This is a genomic window from Saccharothrix ecbatanensis, from assembly GCF_014205015.1.
Lineage (GTDB): Bacteria > Actinomycetota > Actinomycetes > Mycobacteriales > Pseudonocardiaceae > Actinosynnema > Actinosynnema ecbatanense.
In genome coordinates, this window is the sequence record NZ_JACHMO010000001.1 from 2,896,837 (window position 1) to 2,914,073 (window position 17,237).

Below are 17,237 nucleotides of genomic sequence, written 5' to 3' on the forward strand. Positions count from 1 at the left end.
CTGCGGCTCCGCCACCGCGCGCCGCGTTGTCACTGGACCATGGCGTCACGGGATCATGGCGTCACGGGATCGATCTCCAGAGGTCGTACCGGTGCCTGGCGGCGAAGTCGACCGGCCCGACGCTGCCGGGCGCCAACTGGTGGGCCGGCTCGCCCTTCCGCCACCGAGGTGCGCCGTGGCCGTTCGGGTCACCGGTCTTGGCGAACCTCGTCCAGTAGCCGATCATCTCGTCACCCAGGACCCGCTGCCCGTCCGTCAACGGCTCGTCGAAGTTCGCCGTCCGGAACAGGTACTGCAACTCCGACGTGTGGTAGGCGCCCGTCGGAAAGGCGGGCTTGCCGAGGTTGCTCATCCACGGCGCCGCCGGGTCGGCGAACTCGTACGCGTACGTGTCCACCCGGCGTTCGAGCTGGCGGTGGAAGTCGACCATCGGTCTCGCGAAGACCGCGTCCGTGACGACCGCCGACCACGCCTCACTCGGACTCGCAGTGACCGGATACCCGGAGAGCACCTCGGCTTCGTGGTCCGGTCCGACGAAGTTCGCCACTCTCGCCCCGTACTGCTCCGCGGTGAGCGGTGGGAGGCCGAAGGCCTCGTTGAGGCCGTCGGCGATCCGGTACTCGTCGCGGGTGATGCCGTGCAGCACCGGGACTCTGGCCACCTTGCCCGCCAACGCCGGATCGATCGGGAGCAGCGAGGTGCCGTAGGTCGGGGCGAACCACTCGGTGGTGGTGAGCAGTTCCGCCGGTGTCTTGGTGCGCAGGCACGCCACGTCGGCGCACCCGAGCGCCTTCGCCACGGCCTCGCCCTGCCGTTCGGCGACCTGCCGCGACCGGGGGAAGCCGGGCGGCTCCGCCTCGGGCGTGCCGTCCGCCGCCGGCCAGTCGGTCATCGTGCACGGCTCGCTTTGCAGGATCGCCCGGTGGAACAGGCCTTGTGACGCGGGCGCGACCAGGTGGCCGCACACGCTGCGGGAGCCCGAGGACTCCCCCGCGATCGTCACGTTGCCCGGGTCGCCGCCGAACGCCGCCGCGTTGCGCCGCACCCACCGCAGCGCCGCCTGCTGGTCGGCCAGGCCGTAGTTGCCGGAGCCGGCCAGTTGCGGGTGTGCCAGGAACCCGAACACACCCAGCCGGTAGTTCACCGTCACCACGACCACGTCGCCCAGCGCGGCCATCCGCTCCGCGCCGTACTCGGCGCCCGAGCCGAACTGGAACCCGCCGCCGTGCAGCCACACCAGCACGGGCAACGCCCGACCCAAGCGCGGGGTGGTGACGTTCACATACAGGCAGTCCTCGTGCTCGCTGCCCGGACTGAACGCCTGCGGCTGGGCGCACGCGTTACCCGGTCTCGTCGCGTCACGCGGCTCGCGCCAGGGAACGGCGGGCCGGGGAGCGGCCCACCGCGTCGGCGGCGCCGCGTACGGAACGCCCTGGAACACACGGTGGTCGCCCCCGACGACCCCGCGCACCGGCCCGCTGTCGGTGAAGACCACCTCGGCGGACGAGGGCGCCGCGGCCACGGGACTCGTGGCCGAGGCGACGCCCAGGCAAGCGGCGGCGAGCGCGATCAGCCCGCCGCCGCGGCCGAACCCCCCGGATCGACTCATCCCTGCGCCGCCGCCTCGTCCATCCAGAACAGCTCCCAGAGGTGGCCGTCGAGGTCGTAGAAGCTGCGGCCGTACATGAAGCCGTGGTCCTGCGGCTCCTTCACGAACTGGCCGCCGGCGGCGAGGGCCTTGTCGGCCAACTCGTCCACGCGCTCACGGTTCTCCAGGGAGAGCGCCAGGATCATCTCGGCGGACTTGCCGGTGTCGGCGATCTCCTTGTCGGTGAGCGAGGACTGGAAGAACGGCTCGGTGAGCAGCATGGCGTAGACGCTGTCGCCGAACACGACGCAGCTGGCGTTGTCGTCGGTGAACGCCGGGTTGTGCTTGAAGCCGAGCGCGGCGAAGAACTCGATCGACTTCGCCAGGTCGCGGACCGGCATGTTCACGAAGATCTTGACGGACATGGGCTAACCCCCACTGCGATGGATGGACACTTGGTGTCTGCCGGAGACTTGAGTGTCCGGCGGACACTGGGTGTACGATAGACACAGATCGACAACGCGGGCAAGCCCTGATTCGGAAGTGGTGAGTGGATGGCGATCGAGGACCAGGGCACGGACCTGTTGTGGGGTCCGCGGGACAAACCGGCACGGGCGCCGAGGGTCCCGCTCACCGTCGACCGCATCGCCGGCGCCGCGATCGAGGTGGCCGACGCGGAGGGCATGACGTCGGTGTCGATGCAGCAGGTGGCGGCCAGGTTGGACGTCACGAAGATGGCGCTGTACCGGCACGTGTCGAGCAAGGCCGAGCTGGTCGCGGTGATGATCGAGTCGGCCGTCGGCGAGCCGCCGAACCTGCGGAAGGTGTCCGGCGGGTGGCGGCCGAGGCTGATCACGTGGGCGGACCTGATGCGCCAGACCTGGCGGCGCCACCCGTGGCTGCCCGCCGCGACCACCGGCGAACGCATGACCGGACCGCGCGAGGTCGGCTGGACGGAGTCCGCGGTGGCCGCGCTCAGCGACACCGGGCTCAACGGTGGTGAGCGGATGGACGCGGTGTTCCTGCTCAGTGGGCACATCCGGAACACGCAATCGGCGGCGACGGCGGGCACTCAGCCGTGGACGGCGGAGAAGCAGCTGCGGGACATCCTGATCGAGCACGCCGAACGGTTCCCGGCGCTGCACGAGGCCGCGCTGTCAACCGATGGGGTGGTTCGGGACAACGGGTGGGAGTTCGGCCTGAACCGGATCCTGGACGGGCTCGAAGTGCTGATCAAGGGCCGGCGGCCGGAGAGAACCAGCTGACGAGCGGGCCGCTGTGAACCGGCCGACCGGGTTGACCGGACCGAACGGGCTGAACCGGCTGGCCGGGTTGAACGGGTTGAACGGGCCTGATGGATGGGAGGGGTTGGCGGGCACGGCAGGCACAGGCCGGGCTGAGTGGTGCGGGTTCGGACAACACGTCCTCGGGCAGCGCGGCACGGCCCGATCAGCGGCGCGAGTTCAGGCGGGCTGGGCAAGACAGGCAAGGCGGACGGGCAGGGCTGCCAGCACCGGCCAGCGAGCGGAAGCGCAGGGCCGCTGGTGTCGACCGGCGGGGCGAACGGGCGGGCTGCTAGCTGCTGGCGGCAGCGCGGGCGAGCGGGCGGCGCGGGCGGCAGCGCGGGCGAGCGGGCGGCGCGGGCGGCAGCGCGGGCGAGCGGGCGGCGCGGGCGGCAGCGCGGGCGAACGGGCGGGCTGCTAGCTGCTGGCGGCAGCGCGGGCGAGCGGGCGGCGCGGGCGAGCGGGCGAGCGGGCGGCGTGGGTAACTGCTTCCGGCGGTGCAGGCAGCGGTCCGGGCGGGCTGGAAGTTGCAGCCGGCAGTGCGAGCAGCGGTGCGGGCGGGCGGTTCGAAGCACGCGATCTGTGGCCAGGCCCGCTGCGCCGACCCGGTGGTCGGCGTGCCGGGGTTTACCGTGCGCCGAACCAGTTCGTCACGTCGTCGCGGGAAGGATGTCGACGTACCCGTCGGTCCCGTTCACCCGGATCCGCTGCCCGTCCTCGATCGAGTGCGTCGCCCGTTCCACCCCGACGACGGCCGGCAGCCCGTACTCCCGCGCGATCACCGCACCATGCGTCATCAGGCCCCCGACCTCCGTCACCAACCCCGCGATCGCGACGAACAGGGGCGACCAACTGGGGTCCGTGTGAGCCGTGACCAGGATGTCCCCGGGTTCGAGATCGGCCTCCGCCACGTCCAGGATGACCCGGGCCCGCCCTTCGACGGTCCCGGCGGACACCGGCAGCCCGACCAGCGCACCGTTCGGCAGGTCGTCGCGTCGGTACGTCCCGACGACGGCCTCGCCATCCGACGTGAGCACCCGAGGTGGCGTGAGCGCTTCGTACGACCTGAACGCCTCCTTGCGCCGGCGAATGAGCTCGTCGTCAACCTGGTTGGCGCGCACGACTTCCTGAAGCTCCTGGAACCTCAAGAAGTAGATGTCTTCCTTCTCCCGCAACACATCGGCCCGCACCAGGCGCTCGGCCTCCTCCAGCAGGGCCTGCTTGTACACGAAGTAGCGGCTGACCATGCCGTACTTCGGGTACTCGCGATACCCGGTGAAGGTCCGGACGCGTTCGATCATCCGCTTGGTCTCGTCGGCCTTCCGCTCCCCCTCCGGCAGGGCCCGCAAGCGCTCCAGCAGGTCCCGTTCCTTCTCCGACGCCTCCTGCCGCCCCTGCTCGAAACGTCGTTCGCCGGCACCCGGCTCGAAGTTCCTGATGTTGGACAGGAGCATGGGGAGGAGCGCGGTGGGCCGTTCGCTCCAACGCGGCCTCGTGATGTCGATCTCGCCGACGCAGCGCATCCCGTACTTGTCGAGGTACGCCACGATGGTGTCGCGCACTTCCTGCCCGCCCGCGAGCCCGTCCATCCGGTCGAGGAAGCCCTCGTCCTCGACCTCGCGCAGGAAGGCGACGACCTCCGGATGCCAGCGGATCACATCCGCCACGTCGAGGAGCGCCAGCCCCATCTCCGACGTGACGTTGTGCGGCACGGACTGCGACAGCGTGTCGGCCGCGTTCTTCTCCCCCAGCCACTCGTGCAGTCGCTCGTTGAGCCACCACGTCGTCTGCATCGCCGCAATGATCACCTCATAGCTTCGCGGATCGAACAGGATCCGCTTCAGCTCCTTGATGTCCGCCAGGATGAAGTCGAGCAGCTCCGACCCGGATTTCGTCCGGATGTCCCGCTTCAACACGGCTACGGACGCCTCGCTGTGCCCGATCAGCTCGGTGACGACGTCCGGATCGGTCTCGATCGTGGCCGGCGCGACGCCGGGGATCGGCACGCCAGGCCCGTCGTCCTGGGACGGCGCGATGAAACCCTCCCGTTCGAGGATGGTCCGCAGCGCGTCCCCGATCAGCGGATCGGACTTCCCCACGACGTCCAGGAAGCCGGCGCGGCTCTCGGGCGAGGCCAGCATCCCGGTGACGTCGGCGAACAGTCGCCCGCCCGCCTCGGCCATGGGCGGCCTGGGGGTCGTCAGCTGCCACACGGACAGCCCCAAGGGCTTCATGGCGTCGGTCATCATCTGCTGGTGACCGACTGACACATAGACGTGGTTCTCCCGGTCGCCGGTCGCCGGAATGGGGAACAGCGTGGTGATCGGCCGGCTCTGGACGACCTGGAAGCCGTCGTCGACCAGGCACCACTCGATGTCCTGGGGATGACCGAAGTGCGCTTCGATCCGTCGTCCGAGCCGCACGAGACGCACGACCTGCGCATCCGTCAGCGCCGGCTCCTCCTGGCGCGTCGGCTCGATCACCTGTTCCCGTGTCCCGCCGCCCTGCGCGGCGTGCACGGCGAGTTCCTTGGTGGCGATCGCCTTGGCGACGACCTCGTCGTCCCGCACCGTGTAGGCGTCCGCGTTCACCAGACCGGACACCAGGGCCTCACCGAGGCCGAAAACCGCCTCCACGGAGGCGACCTTGCGGTTGGACGTCACGGGGTCTGCCGTGAACAGGACGCCGGACGCGTGCGGGAAAACCATCAGCTGCACCACCACCGCCATGTGGACCTTGCGGTGGTCGAAGCCGTTCCTCAGCCGGTAGGTCACGGCCCGCTCGGTGAACAGCGAGGCCCAGCACAGGCTGACGTGCCGGAGGATCGCCTCCGGCCCCACGACGTTGAGGTACGTGTCCTGCTGGCCCGCGAAGGACGCCCCCGGCAAGTCCTCCGCCGTCGAGCTCGATCGGACGGCACAGGCGGTGCCGTCACCGAGCCCGGCGACCGCGCGGGTGACGGCCGTCACCACGTCGCACGGGACAGCGACCCCGTCGACGGTGCGTCGGATCTCTGCGCTGAGCGTGCGGATCTCCTCCCGGTCGTCCAGGCGCAAACGCGACAAACGATCCAGCCGATCGTCGATCGACCGAGCGTCCGCCATGACTCGTTGGAAGGCGTCCGTCGTCACGCAGAAGCCGGCCGGCACGTGGACGCCTTCGACCCGCGCGAGCTCCCCCAGGTGCGCGCCCTTGCCGCCGACGACCGCAGCCCGCGTCTGGTCGATCTCCTGGAAATCGAGCACGTAGCTACCCATTCGTCCACCTTCCCCCAGCCGGACCAGTCGCGCTTCTCATCACCACCCGATATGCAACTAGTTGCACTGCACCCCGTTGCACAGCTACCGTCACCGCCATGGCGTTGGAGCACGCGATCCTGGTGTCGCTGGACGAGCGCTCGGGCTCGGGCTACGAACTGGCCCAACGGTTCGAGAAGTCCATCGGCTTCTTCTGGCCCGCCACCCACCAGCAGATCTACCGCACGCTGAAACGCATGGTCGACCTCGCCTGGGTGTCCTGCCACGAGGTCGCCCAGGACGGTCGCCCGGACAAGAAGGTCTACGAGGTCACCGAGGCGGGCCGGGATGAACTCGCCCGCTGGCTCGCCTCCCCCGGCGAACCCGAGACCGTCCGGAGCGACCTCGCCGTGAAAGTGCGCGGAGCGTCGTTGGGGGACGCGAAAGCCGTGATCGCCGAGCTGGCCCGCCACCGGGACCTGCACGCCGAACGACTCGACGTCTACCTCGCGTTCGAGAAGAAGGACTTCCCCGACCCGTCGACCCTCTCCGGCCGCCGCCTGCACCAGTACCTGATCCTGCGCGGCGGCATCCGGGCTGAGCAGGGGCTGGTCGAGTGGTGCGACGAGGCACTTGCCGCGATGCGAGAGGACGACCGGCGATGACCGCGTACCCGAACCTGCTCAAGCCCCTGGACCTTGGCTTCACCACCCTCCCCAACCGCGTCCTCATGGGCTCCATGCACACCGGCAACGAAGACCGCGCAAAGGACTTCGACAAGCTCGCCGCCTACTTCGCCGAACGGGCAGGCGGCGGTGTCGGGCTCATGGTCACCGGCGGCTTCTCCCCCAACCGGGCGGGTTCGCTGTACCCGTTCTCCTCCAAGCTCACCACCCACCGCGAAGCGCGCAACCACCGCACCATCACCCAAGCGGTACACGACAACGGCGGCAGGATCGCGCTCCAACTGCTCCACGCCGGCCGCTACGGCTACCACCCGTTCACCGTGTCCGCCTCCGCCCTCAAGTCTCCGATCAGCAAGTTCCGCCCACGCGCGCTGTCCGACCGAGGCGTGATGGCGCAGATCGACGCGTTCGCCCGAGCCACCGCGCTCGCCCGCGAAGCCGACTACGACGGCGTCGAGATCATGGGCTCCGAGGGCTACTTCATCAACCAGTTCCTCGCGCCCCGCACCAACAAGCGCACCGACCGCTGGGGCGGCACCCCGGAGAACCGACGCCGCATCGCGGTCGAGGTCGTGCGGCGCTGCCGTGAGGCGGCCGGGCCGGACTTCATCCTCATCTACCGCCTCTCGATGATCGACCTGGTCGAGGACGGCCAGACGTGGGACGAGGTGGTCGCGCTCGGCCAGGAGGTCGAGGCCGCCGGCGCGACGATCATCAACACCGGCATCGGCTGGCACGAGGCACGGGTCCCGACGATCGTCACCTCGGTGCCCCGGGCGGCGTTCACGAACGTCACCGCGAAGCTGCGCCCGCACGTCGGCATCCCCGTGGTCACCTCGAACCGCATCAACATGCCGCAGGTCGCCGAGGAGGTGCTGGCTCGCGGTGACGCGGACATGATCTCGATGGCCCGCCCGTTCCTGGCCGACCCCGAATGGGTGCGCAAGGCGGAGACCGGCCGGTCGGACGAGATCAACACGTGCATCGCGTGCAACCAGGCGTGTCTGGACCACACGTTCGCGCTGAAGAAGGCGACCTGCATGGTCAACCCGCGCGCGGGCAACGAGACCACGCTCCAGCTGCTCCCGACCCGCCGTGCCAAGCGGGTCGCGGTGGTCGGCGCGGGTCCGGCGGGGCTCGCGGCGGCGACGTCGCTGGCCGAACGGGGGCACGCGGTGGAGCTGTTCGAGGCGGACGACGACATCGGCGGCCAGTTCGCCATCGCCCGGCGCATCCCCGGCAAGGAGGAGTTCGCCGAGACGATCCGCTACTACCGGCGGCGGATCGAGCTGACCGGCGTGAAGCTGCACCTCAACCGGAAAGCCGACGCGGACACCCTCGCCGACTTCGACGAGGTCGTCCTCGCCACCGGCGTGACACCGCGGCTCCCCGGAATCCCCGGCGTGGAGCGCGCGCTGTCCTATGTGGACGTGGTTAAGCACGGTGCGAAGGTCGGCGACCGGGTCGCGGTGATCGGCGCGGGCGGCATCGGGGTGGACGTCACCGAGTTCCTCACCCACACCTCCCTCGACTTGGACGGGTGGCGGGCCGAGTGGGGCGTCACCGACCCCGAGGAGGGGCGCGGCGGCGTCACCGCGCCGAAGCCGGCGAAGCCCGCGCGGCAGGTGTTCCTGTTGCAGCGCAAGTCGTCCAAGATCGGCAAGGGGCTCGGCAAGACCACCGGCTGGGTGCACCGCGCCGCGTTGGCGGCCAAGGGCGTCGAGCAGCTGACCGGGGTGAACTACGAGCGGATCGACGAACGGGGCGTGCACATCTCGTTCGGGCCGAAGCGTGAACGGGCACGGGTGCTGGAGGTCGACACGGTCGTGGTGTGCGCGGGACAGGAGTCCGTGCGCGACCTCGTGGACGTGCTGACCGAACGCGGTGTCGTCACGCACGTCATCGGTGGCGCGGACGTCGCCGCCGAGCTGGACGCCAAGCGCGCCATCGACCAGGGCACGCGCCTCGCGGCCACCATCTGACCGGAGGAACGGCCGTCATGTCATCGCGTGTTCCGACATCCGTCCACCTAGGCTGAACACCGTGGACTTCTTCACCCCGCCTGATTCCAAGGCCGCCGCCACGGCGCTCGACGTGTGCCACGAGTACGCCGAGCCGTGGCTGCTGAACCACTCGTTGCGCGCCTACGCGTGGGCCGTCGTGCACGCGGCCTCCGCCGACATCCCCCACGACGGCGAGCTGCTCTACGTCGCCGCGCTCCTGCACGACCTCGCGCTCACCCCGCCGTTCGACAGCCACACCATGCCGTTCGAGGAGGCGGGCGGCCACCTGGCGTGGGTGTTCGCGGCCGGCGCCGGCTGGGGACGGGTGCGGCGGGACCGGTTGGCCGAGGTCATCGTGCTGCACATGCGCGACGACGTGTCGGCGGACGAGGACCCGGAGAGCCACCTGTTGCAGGTCGCGGTCACCGCCGACGTGTCCGGCGGCGGGTTGGACCGCTTCACCGAGCAGATCAAGGACGACGTGGTGACCCGCTTCCCCCGGCTCGGGTTCGCCGAGGCGTTCCTGAAGCGGGCCGACGACCAGGCCGCCCGGAAACCGGGCTGCGCGGTGGCCGGCCTGATGGGCACCGGGTGGGCGGATCGGGTGCTGGCCAACCCGCTGGACGCCCGCGGCAGGTGACCGGACGCCGTCCCGTCAGCGGCCGGCAATCACCCGATCGGGCCGGGCAGCGGCGTCCGACGGAATGGGCGCACCACTTCGCGGAAGTAGTCCACCGCGCCCCAGTCGTCGGCTCGGTGCGCCACGGTGCTGAGCACTTCCCGCAGGTTGAGGATGCTCATCCGGTCCTGCCAGCCGGGTTCCGGCGGCCGGAGCTCGTGGTAGGCGGCGAAGAACCGGGGCGGCGAGTTGTCGCCCAGGTACATCATGCTCAGGTCGACCTCCGGCCACATCCACGACACCGCCGGGTCGATGAACGCAGGTTCGCCGGCCGCGGTGGCGACCACGTTGTTGTGCCACAAGTCGCCGTGGGTCAACGTGGGCGGTGCGGCGGGCACGATGTCCGGCAATCGCGCGCAGAGCCGTTCCAACGCGTCCCGGTCGTCGGCGGTCAGCACGGCGTCGACCTCGGGGTCGTCCAGGTACCGCAGCAGTCGTTGTTCGGCGAAGAACACGTGCCCGTCGTCGTGCCACGTGTTGCGCTGGGGCAGCACGCCGAGCCACCCGTCGTGGTCCCAGCCGAACCTCGGGCCGCGCACCTCGTGCAACGCGGCGATCGCCCGCCCGGCGGACTCCCAGAACGCGTCGGACGCAGGCGGTTGTGGTGTCAGCGCCTCCAGCAGCAGCCAGTCGGCCCCGACCTCGTGCACCCGCGGTGTGGTCAGACCGTGGCGGCGGAGCACCGCCAATCCTTCCGCCTCGATCTCGAACAGGGTGGGCGGCGCGTCCTCGTTCATCTTGAGCACTAGTTCGGCGTCTTGGGCCAGCCACACGGTGTTGACCACGCCGCCGGTCAGCGGGACGACGTCGTCCCCCAACCGGGCCAGAACATCCTGTGCACGAACCTCTTGGGCACGAACCTCTTCGGCAGTCAACGATCCCCCCGATTCCGCTGTCCGGCCGTCGCCGGTGCCACCCGACCGAGACTACCGTCGAATCGATTCAGCGGACATCTCGCAATGGAGCGACCATGCCCAAGTTACGCACGCCCATAGCCGTTCTCACCCTCGCGTTGGCCTTGCCTCTGGTGGCGACACCCGCCGCGCAGGCGGCCATCACGATCGAGCTTCCCGGCCTGCCCGGCTACCCCACCCACCGCACCATCGCGGTCAACGACCTCGGCCAGGTCGTCGGCGCCGCCTACGGCAACGGCGCGCCGCACGGCGTGCAGTGGGAGCGCAGCAACGCGGGCACCGACCTCGGCGCCGGCACCCCCACCGGGATGAACGGGATCGGCCAGGTGCTCGGCCTTGTCACGGTCAGCGGCGCCGGACCGTACGTCCAGCGGCCCTTCATCTGGCACGAGGGCAAGGTCACCGACATCACGCCGTCCGGCTCGGGCTGGGTCTCCGCGTCGGCGATCAACAACAACGGCGCGGTGCCGATGACGTACTCCACCTCACCGTACGGCTACCACCAGGAACGCGCGGCGGTGTGGCAGGACGGCAAGCACACGGCGTTGCCGTTGTCCGGCTCGCACCTCTCGCTGAACGCCATCAACGACGCCGGGGTCGTCGCGGGCTCCAAGGCGCCCATGTTCGGCACCGACGCACACGCGTTCCGCTGCGTCGACACCACGAAGTGCGAGCGGCTGGCCGCCGCGCCCGGCTCCGGCACCTATTCGGTGAAGGCGATCAACGAGGCCGGGGTGGTCGTCGGCAACCGGGGCACGCAGGCGCTGCGCTGGGAAGGCGCCGGCGTGACCGTGCTGTCCCCGAACGGGCAGGTGGCGAACGGTCCGCAGGCCATCAACGAGCGCGGTGACGTCGTCGGCTGGTCCACGGGGTTCAACGCGGTCAAGCGGGCGACGTTGTGGCCGGCGGGCGGCAAGCCGGTCGACTTGGGCGTGCCCGGACCGTCCGAGGCGGTCGCGGTCAACGAACGCGGTGACGTGATCGGCTGGACGTCGGCGGACAACCCGGACGCGCCCCGCGCGTTCCTGTGGCGTGACGGCAGGATCCACTACCTGGGTTCGCTCGGCGGCGCGCACAGCCTGCCGGTGGCGTTGAACGACAGCGGCCTGATCGTCGGCGAGAGCACCACCGCCGACGGCACGCTCAAGGCCGTGAAGTGGGCCCTGATCAGCACGACCCCGCGCGGCTGACGCGGCGGACCCCGGTGGCGGCGGTCAGGCCGTCACCGGGGCGATCGGCAGCGAGATCACCATGGTCAGGCCGCCGCCGGGGGTGTCCTCCGCGGTGATCGCGCCGCCCATCGCGTCCACGAATCCCTTGGCCACGCTCAACCCGAGGCCGACGCCAGGCGTGGCGGCTCGGTCGCCCAGCCGTTGGAACGGCGCGAACACCGCGCTCGCCGTGTTCTTCGGCAGCCCTTGGCCGTGGTCCACGACGCGCAGCTCGACCCGGTCACCGTAGGCGCTGGCACGCACCGCGATCTCCGGCTCGTCCACCTTGATCCGGCCGTCTCCGTCCACGTCCACCATCCGGCGCGGGGTGAGCCTGCCGTGCCGCAGCGCGTTGTCGATCACGTTAGCCACCACGCGTTCCAGCAGGCCGACGTCCGCGAGCACCGGCGGCAGGTGTTCGGCCACGTCCACGGACAGCGTGGCTCGTTCGTCGATACCGGCCAGAGCGCGCGCCACCACCTCGTCGTACGTGACGGCACGCAGTTGGGGCGCGACCGCGCCGGTGGCCAGCCGGGACGAGTCGAGCAGGTTGTCGATCAGCCCGGTCAGCCGGTCTGCGGACACCTCCACGGTCTCCAGCAGCTCGGAGGTGTCCTCTTCGGACAGTCGCAGACCGGTGTCGCGCAGGCTGCCGATGGCGGCCTTGATCGAGGTCAACGGCGTGCGCAGGTCGTGGCCGACGGCGGACAGCAACGCGGTGCGCAGCTCGGTCGTCTCGGCCCGCCGCTGCGCCTCGGCGGTCTCGGCGGCCATCCGCTGCTGCCGCAACGCCATCAACGCCTGCCCGGCCGCCGCCTCCAGCGCGCGCTGGTCCCCGGCCGGCAGCGTCCGGCCGCGCAACGCAAGGTGCACGTCCGCCGTCACCGGCACGTCCACGTCGGCTTCGTCCGGCTCGGCGCACGGATGCGGTCCGACGCACGCCACCCGTTCCCACTCCCCGTCGCGCCGCTCCAGCAACGCCACCGACTCCAGCCCGAAGTTCTCCCGCACCTTCTCCAGCAGCCGGACCACCGGGAACGGGCTGGTCAGCACGGTCCGCGCGTAGGAGGCGAGCAGCGCCGCCTCGGTCCTGGCCCGCGCGCCCCGCTCGGCCAGCCGGGCCGCCCGGTCCACCACCAGCGCGACCACCACCGCGACCGCCAGCATGGCGACCAACGTGACCAGAGCACCCGGAGTGCCGACGACCAGGCTGTAGCGCGGCGGCGTGAAGAAGTAGCTCAGCAGCCCGGCTCCGAGGAACGCGGCGGCAAGCGCCGGGCCGAGCCCGCCGACCAGCGCGACCACCACCGTGGCCAGCAAGAACCCGACCACGTCGGTGGAGAACGTCAGGTTGTCGCGCCACAGCAGCCCGGCTCCCGTCACGGCGGCGGGCAGCAGCACCGCCAACGCCCAGCCGAGCAGGCTCCGCAACCGGGCCGTGGCGCCGCCGAGACGCCACCGGGGGACGCGACGCGCCTCGTCGTGCGTGACCATGTGCACGTCGATCGGCCCGGAGGCCTGGATGACGGACGCCCCGATGCCCTCGTCGAACACCCGCCCCAGACGTGAGCGCCGGGACGTCCCCAGCACCAGCTGGGTCGCGTTCACGCCCCGCGCGAAGTCCAGCAACGCGGTCGGCACGTCGTCACCGACCACGGTGTGGAACGTCGCGCCCACGTCCTCGGTGACCCGCCGCAACCCGGCCACCAGCTGCGGTGACGCCCCGCTCAGCCCTCCGCCGCGCATGATGTGCACGACCATCAGCTCCGCGCCCGCGCGCACCGCGACGCGACGGGCCCGGCGGATCAGCATCTCGCTCTCCGGGCCGCCGCTGATCGCCACCACGACCCGTTCCCTGGTCTCCCAGGTGTCGGTGATGCGCTGCTCCGAGCGGTACCGCTGCAACGCGACGTCGACCTGGTCGGCCACCCACAGCAGGGCGAGTTCGCGGAACGCGGTGAGGTTGCCGATCCGGAAGTAGTTGCCCAGCGCCGCGTCGATCCGGTGCGCGGCGTAGACGTTGCCGTGCGCGAGGCGGCGGCGCAGCGCCTCCGGCGTGATGTCGACCAGTTCGACCTGCTCGGCGTGCCGCACCACCTCGTCCGGCACGGTCTCGCGCTGCGCCACGCCGGTGATCCGCTCGACCACGTCGTTGAGCGATTCGAGGTGCTGGACGTTGACCGTGGAGAGCACGTCGATACCCGCGTCCAGCAGCTCCTCCACGTCCTGCCAGCGCTTCGGGTTGCGGGAGCCGGACGCGTTGATGTGCGCCAACTCGTCCACCACCGCGACCTCCGGCGCGCGGGCCAGCAGGGCGTCGAGGTCCAGCTCCAGGTGGTCGGGCGGCAACCGCTCCAGGCCTTCGAGCAACGCCTCGATCCGCTCCCGGCCGTGCGTCTCGACCAGGCCCACGACCACGTCGGTGCCGCGGGCCCGGCGTCGGTGCGCCTCGCTCAGCATGGCGAACGTCTTGCCGACACCGGGCGCCGCGCCGAGGTAGATCCTCAACTCGCCGCGCTTGCGCTTGCCGTCCACAGCGCCAGTGTGCTCGCGCCTGATCCGGCCCGCGTTCGAGGGGGCTACTGCCGCACGGGCACGGCTTCCTCCTCCACCGCTGCCGCGACCCGTGGCAGCGACATCGCGATGAGCGCACCCACCACCGCCACCACACCGCCGATGGAGAAGGCGAGGCGACCGCCAGGACGTCACCGGACAGCCCGCGCGTGCCCGCGTTTCGCGATGGCCACGAAGACGGCGAGGCCGATGGCGTAGCCGATCTGCTGGGTCGTCGACGCCATGCCCGATGCGATGCTCTGCTCTTCCTGCGCGACACCGGACGCCGCCGCGATCCACATGGCGGTCCACGCGATGCCCTGCCCGACGCCCATCACGACCAGGCCGGGCACCAGACCCCAGTACATGCCGTCGGCGACCACCCCGAACGCGAGCCCGACCGTGCCGACGCCACCCATGACGAAGCCAGTGATCAGGCTGGTCCGGGTGCCGTGGCGGCTGGTCATCCGCTCGCCGACCTGGGTGCCCACCGCGATCGCCACCGCCCGCGGCCGGTCGGCCGGGATGAGCACGAACGCGGCCAGCCCGATCGCGAGTGCCAGCGGCACGTTCACGAAGAACACCGACGCCCAGCCGAACGCGCCGGTCAGCACGCCGCCCAGCAGTGAACCCAGGGTCAGGCCACCCGCGCCCGCACCGCCCCAGACGGCCAGCGCGCGGTTACGTGGTCGGCCCTCCGCGAACAACGTGTTGACCGGCGACAGCGTGGCCGGAAACAGCAACGCGCCGCCAAGACCCTGCACCGCGCGCACGGCGATGATCGTCATGCTCGCGGGCGGCAGGACCAGGTCCATGAGCGCACGGCCGACCGGGACTCAGGCCGACGCGGGCTCCGAGTCGACGGATAGCACCCGCAGGTGTCAGCGATTCGCATTCATTGGGACATCAATCGGCGAAACCCGCGTCCAGCCGAGCGATCATCACGCCGATCAGGTCGGACAACTCGGGCCGGTCGGCGGCGTCCAGCCACCAGCCGACCACGACGCGCAGCGTGGCCATCACGGTAGCCGCGAACATCATCGGGTAGACGTCGACGGCCGGGTCGACGCCGACCCGCGCGGCCACAACGGCGGCCAGTTCGCGCTCCTGCACGGTGAAGGCCGCCACCTGGTGCGGCAGCAACGCGGGCGTCCGCCTCAGCACCCGCAGCTGCGCCACCCGTTCCGGGTCGATCCGATCGGGCACGATCTCGATCAGAGCCGCGTGCAACGCCCGCAACACCGGTTCCTCGGCAGGACGCCCCGCGAAGGCTTCCACGAACGCGGCGGCCGTGGCGACGTCACCGGCGACGACGGCCTCTTCCTTGGACGAGAAGTAGTTGAAGAACGTGCGGACGGAGACGCCGGCCTCGTTCGCCACCTGTTCGACTGTCACCCCGTCGAGGCCGTGCTCGACGCACAGTCGCAGTGCGGCATCAGCCAACGCCGTGCGAGTGGCCAGCTTCTTGCGTTCACGCAGTCCTGACACGCGCGAAAGTGTCGCACCTGCCCGGTGCCGGACAGGTGCGACACCCGTGTCTAGTGGCTGTCCGCCATCTCCGCGGCCAGCCGCTCGTCACCACTGAGCGTCTTGAGCGGCTTCTCCTTGATGAACAGCACCGCCACCAGCGCGAGCACCGCGATCGGCGCGCCGATCAGGAACAGCTCGGCCGTGGCCGTCGCGTAGATCTCCCGCATGATCACCCGCACCGGCTCGGGCAGCAGCGACAGGTCGGGAACGGTGGCCTCCGCGCCGTCCGGCGCCGGGCCGAACTTCTCCTCGCTCAGGCCCGTCACCCGGTTGGCGAGCACCGCGCCCAACGCGCTCACGCCGATCGCGCCGCCGAGGCTGCGGAAGAACGTGAGGGTGGACGTGGTCGTGCCGAGGTCGCGGGCCGGCACGTCGTTCTGCGCGGCCAGCACCAGGTTCTGCATGAGCAGACCGACGCCGACGCCCAGCACGGCCATGTGCACGCTGACCATGAACACGCTCGTGTTCGCGTCGATCGTGGCCAGCAGCAGCATCCCGCCGACCATGATCACGCCGCCGGCGACCAGGAAGCCCTTCCACTTGCCCCACTTGGTGATCAACTGGCCCGCCACGGTGGACGACACCAGGAGGCCGAAGATCAGCGGCAGGCTCATCAGGCCGGCCTGCGTCGGCGTCTTGCCCAGTCCGATCTGGAAGTACTGGGACAGGAACACCGTGCCGCCGAACATCGCCACACCGACCAGGGCGCTGGCCAGCGTCGTCATCGCGACCGTGCGGTTGGCGAAGATGCTCAGCGGCACGATCGGGTCCACCGCCCGCGACTCCACCCACACCGCCAGCGCCAGCAGCACCACGCCGAGCGCGACCAGCAGCGCGGTCCACGCCGAGGCCCACTCGAACTGGTGACCGGCCAACGTCGACCAGATCAGCAACGTCGACACGCCACCCACGATCAGCGCCGCGCCCAGGTAGTCGATCTTGACTTCCTTGCGCACCACCGGGAGGTTCAGCGTGCGCTGGAGCAGCATGATCGAAGCAAGGGTGAACGGCACGCCGATGAAGAAGCACCAGCGCCAGCCCAGCCACGAGGTGTCCACCAGGATGCCGCCGATGAGCGGCCCGGCGACCGTGCCGACGCCGAACACCGCGCCGAAGATGCCCGCGTAACGGCCCATCTCGCGCGGCGGGATCATCGCCGCCATCACGATCGTCGCCAACGCCGTCATACCGCCCGCGCCGAGACCCTGCAGGATCCGGCTGGCGATCAGCACTTCGACGTTCGGGGAGAACCCGGCGATGAGCGAGCCCACCGCGAACAGGCCGAGCGAGAGTTGGATCAGCAGTTTGCGGCTGTAGAGGTCGGCGAGCTTGCCCCACAGCGGCACGGTCGCCGTCATGGCCAGCAGTTCGGTGGTGACGACCCAGGTGTAGACGGACTGCGAGCCGTGCAGGTCGGCGATGATGCGCGGAAGCGCGTTCGAGACGATGGTCGAGGCCAGGATGGACACGAACATGCCCAGCATCAGGCCGGACATGGCTTGCATGACGTCCCGGCGCGAGGTCGTGCCGGTTTCGGTGGACATCGGATCCCCC

13 protein-coding genes are annotated in these 17,237 nt (G+C 70.6%); 5 read left to right on the forward strand and 8 right to left on the reverse strand.

The window, feature by feature from the left end:
- Window positions 1–61: 61 nt before the first annotated feature.
- Window positions 62–1,609, reverse strand: coding sequence for a carboxylesterase/lipase family protein (locus F4560_RS12440; protein ID WP_184919654.1), 1,548 nt, complete (start codon window positions 1,607–1,609; stop codon window positions 62–64).
- Complete coding sequence (locus F4560_RS12445) at window positions 1,606–2,013, reverse strand: VOC family protein (RefSeq protein ID WP_184919655.1); 408 nt, start codon at window positions 2,011–2,013, stop codon at window positions 1,606–1,608. Before F4560_RS12445 ends, F4560_RS12440 begins: the two co-directional genes overlap by 4 nt.
- Before the next feature lie 129 nt (window positions 2,014–2,142).
- On the opposite strand from F4560_RS12445, the gene F4560_RS12450 reads away from it, so the two are divergent.
- A complete protein-coding gene (locus tag F4560_RS12450; protein ID WP_184919657.1) occupies window positions 2,143–2,853 on the forward strand; it encodes a TetR/AcrR family transcriptional regulator in 711 nt (236 codons plus the stop codon).
- A 668-nt stretch (window positions 2,854–3,521) separates the two neighbouring features.
- Here the strand turns inward: F4560_RS12450 and rph are convergent.
- Window positions 3,522–6,128, reverse strand: coding sequence for a rifamycin-inactivating phosphotransferase (gene rph, locus F4560_RS12455; protein ID WP_184919659.1), 2,607 nt, complete (start codon window positions 6,126–6,128; stop codon window positions 3,522–3,524).
- 98 nt (window positions 6,129–6,226) lie between these two features.
- On the opposite strand from rph, the gene F4560_RS12460 reads away from it, so the two are divergent.
- The 3 genes from F4560_RS12460 to F4560_RS12470 all read left to right on the forward strand — a co-directional run bounded on the left by F4560_RS12460 (window position 6,227) and on the right by F4560_RS12470 (window position 9,436).
- A complete protein-coding gene (locus F4560_RS12460) occupies window positions 6,227–6,772 on the forward strand; it encodes a PadR family transcriptional regulator (RefSeq protein ID WP_184919661.1) in 546 nt (181 codons plus the stop codon).
- The gene (locus F4560_RS12465) at window positions 6,769–8,775 is read left to right on the forward strand and encodes an NADPH-dependent 2,4-dienoyl-CoA reductase (RefSeq protein WP_184919663.1); all 2,007 of its coding nucleotides are present in this window, start codon (window positions 6,769–6,771) and stop codon (window positions 8,773–8,775) included. The genes F4560_RS12460 and F4560_RS12465 overlap by 4 nt, the downstream gene beginning before the upstream one ends.
- A 61-nt stretch (window positions 8,776–8,836) precedes the next feature.
- A complete protein-coding gene (locus tag F4560_RS12470) occupies window positions 8,837–9,436 on the forward strand; it encodes an HD domain-containing protein (protein ID WP_184919665.1) in 600 nt (199 codons plus the stop codon).
- 29 nt (window positions 9,437–9,465) lie between these two features.
- Here the strand turns inward: F4560_RS12470 and F4560_RS12475 are convergent, their stop codons facing one another.
- The gene (locus F4560_RS12475) at window positions 9,466–10,293 is read right to left on the reverse strand and encodes a fructosamine kinase family protein (RefSeq protein WP_221483465.1); all 828 of its coding nucleotides are present in this window, start codon (window positions 10,291–10,293) and stop codon (window positions 9,466–9,468) included.
- Between the two features lie 152 nt (window positions 10,294–10,445).
- Here F4560_RS12475 and F4560_RS12480 point away from each other — a divergent pair, with 152 nt between their 5' ends.
- The gene (locus F4560_RS12480; RefSeq protein WP_184919667.1) at window positions 10,446–11,579 is read left to right on the forward strand and encodes a hypothetical protein; all 1,134 of its coding nucleotides are present in this window, start codon (window positions 10,446–10,448) and stop codon (window positions 11,577–11,579) included.
- Window positions 11,580–11,603: 24 nt separating this feature from the next.
- Here F4560_RS12480 and F4560_RS12485 read toward each other — a convergent pair whose 3' ends face one another.
- From F4560_RS12485 to F4560_RS12500, 4 genes are all read right to left on the reverse strand, one after another.
- Window positions 11,604–14,135, reverse strand: coding sequence for a DUF4118 domain-containing protein (locus F4560_RS12485; protein ID WP_184919669.1), 2,532 nt, complete (start codon window positions 14,133–14,135; stop codon window positions 11,604–11,606).
- Window positions 14,136–14,305: 170 nt separating this feature from the next.
- Window positions 14,306–14,968 carry an MFS transporter gene (locus tag F4560_RS12490; RefSeq protein ID WP_184919671.1) on the reverse strand — a complete coding sequence of 221 codons (663 nt, stop codon included), beginning with the start codon at window positions 14,966–14,968 and terminating at the stop codon, window positions 14,306–14,308.
- A 91-nt stretch (window positions 14,969–15,059) separates the two neighbouring features.
- Window positions 15,060–15,641 carry a TetR/AcrR family transcriptional regulator gene (locus F4560_RS12495; protein WP_184919673.1) on the reverse strand — a complete coding sequence of 194 codons (582 nt, stop codon included), beginning with the start codon at window positions 15,639–15,641 and terminating at the stop codon, window positions 15,060–15,062.
- A gap of 50 nt (window positions 15,642–15,691) precedes the next feature.
- Complete coding sequence (locus tag F4560_RS12500; protein ID WP_184919675.1) at window positions 15,692–17,227, reverse strand: MDR family MFS transporter; 1,536 nt, start codon at window positions 17,225–17,227, stop codon at window positions 15,692–15,694.
- Window positions 17,228–17,237: the final 10 nt, after the last annotated feature.

Excerpts from the sequence above, each read along its gene's own strand:
- F4560_RS12465 (WP_184919663.1), top strand. The coding sequence starts at position 6,769 with ATGACCGCGTACCCGAACCTGCTCAAGCCCCTGGACCTTGGCTTCACC.
- F4560_RS12445 (WP_184919655.1), bottom strand. The coding sequence starts at position 2,013 with ATGTCCGTCAAGATCTTCGTGAACATGCCGGTCCGCGACCTGGCGAAG.
- F4560_RS12480 (WP_184919667.1), top strand. The coding sequence starts at position 10,446 with ATGCCCAAGTTACGCACGCCCATAGCCGTTCTCACCCTCGCGTTGGCC.
- F4560_RS12450 (WP_184919657.1), top strand. The coding sequence starts at position 2,143 with ATGGCGATCGAGGACCAGGGCACGGACCTGTTGTGGGGTCCGCGGGAC.
- F4560_RS12460 (WP_184919661.1), top strand. The coding sequence starts at position 6,227 with ATGGCGTTGGAGCACGCGATCCTGGTGTCGCTGGACGAGCGCTCGGGC.
- F4560_RS12490 (WP_184919671.1), bottom strand. The coding sequence starts at position 14,968 with ATGGACCTGGTCCTGCCGCCCGCGAGCATGACGATCATCGCCGTGCGC.
- F4560_RS12500 (WP_184919675.1), bottom strand. The coding sequence starts at position 17,227 with ATGTCCACCGAAACCGGCACGACCTCGCGCCGGGACGTCATGCAAGCC.
- F4560_RS12440 (WP_184919654.1), bottom strand. The coding sequence starts at position 1,609 with ATGAGTCGATCCGGGGGGTTCGGCCGCGGCGGCGGGCTGATCGCGCTC.
- rph (WP_184919659.1), bottom strand. The coding sequence starts at position 6,128 with ATGGGTAGCTACGTGCTCGATTTCCAGGAGATCGACCAGACGCGGGCT.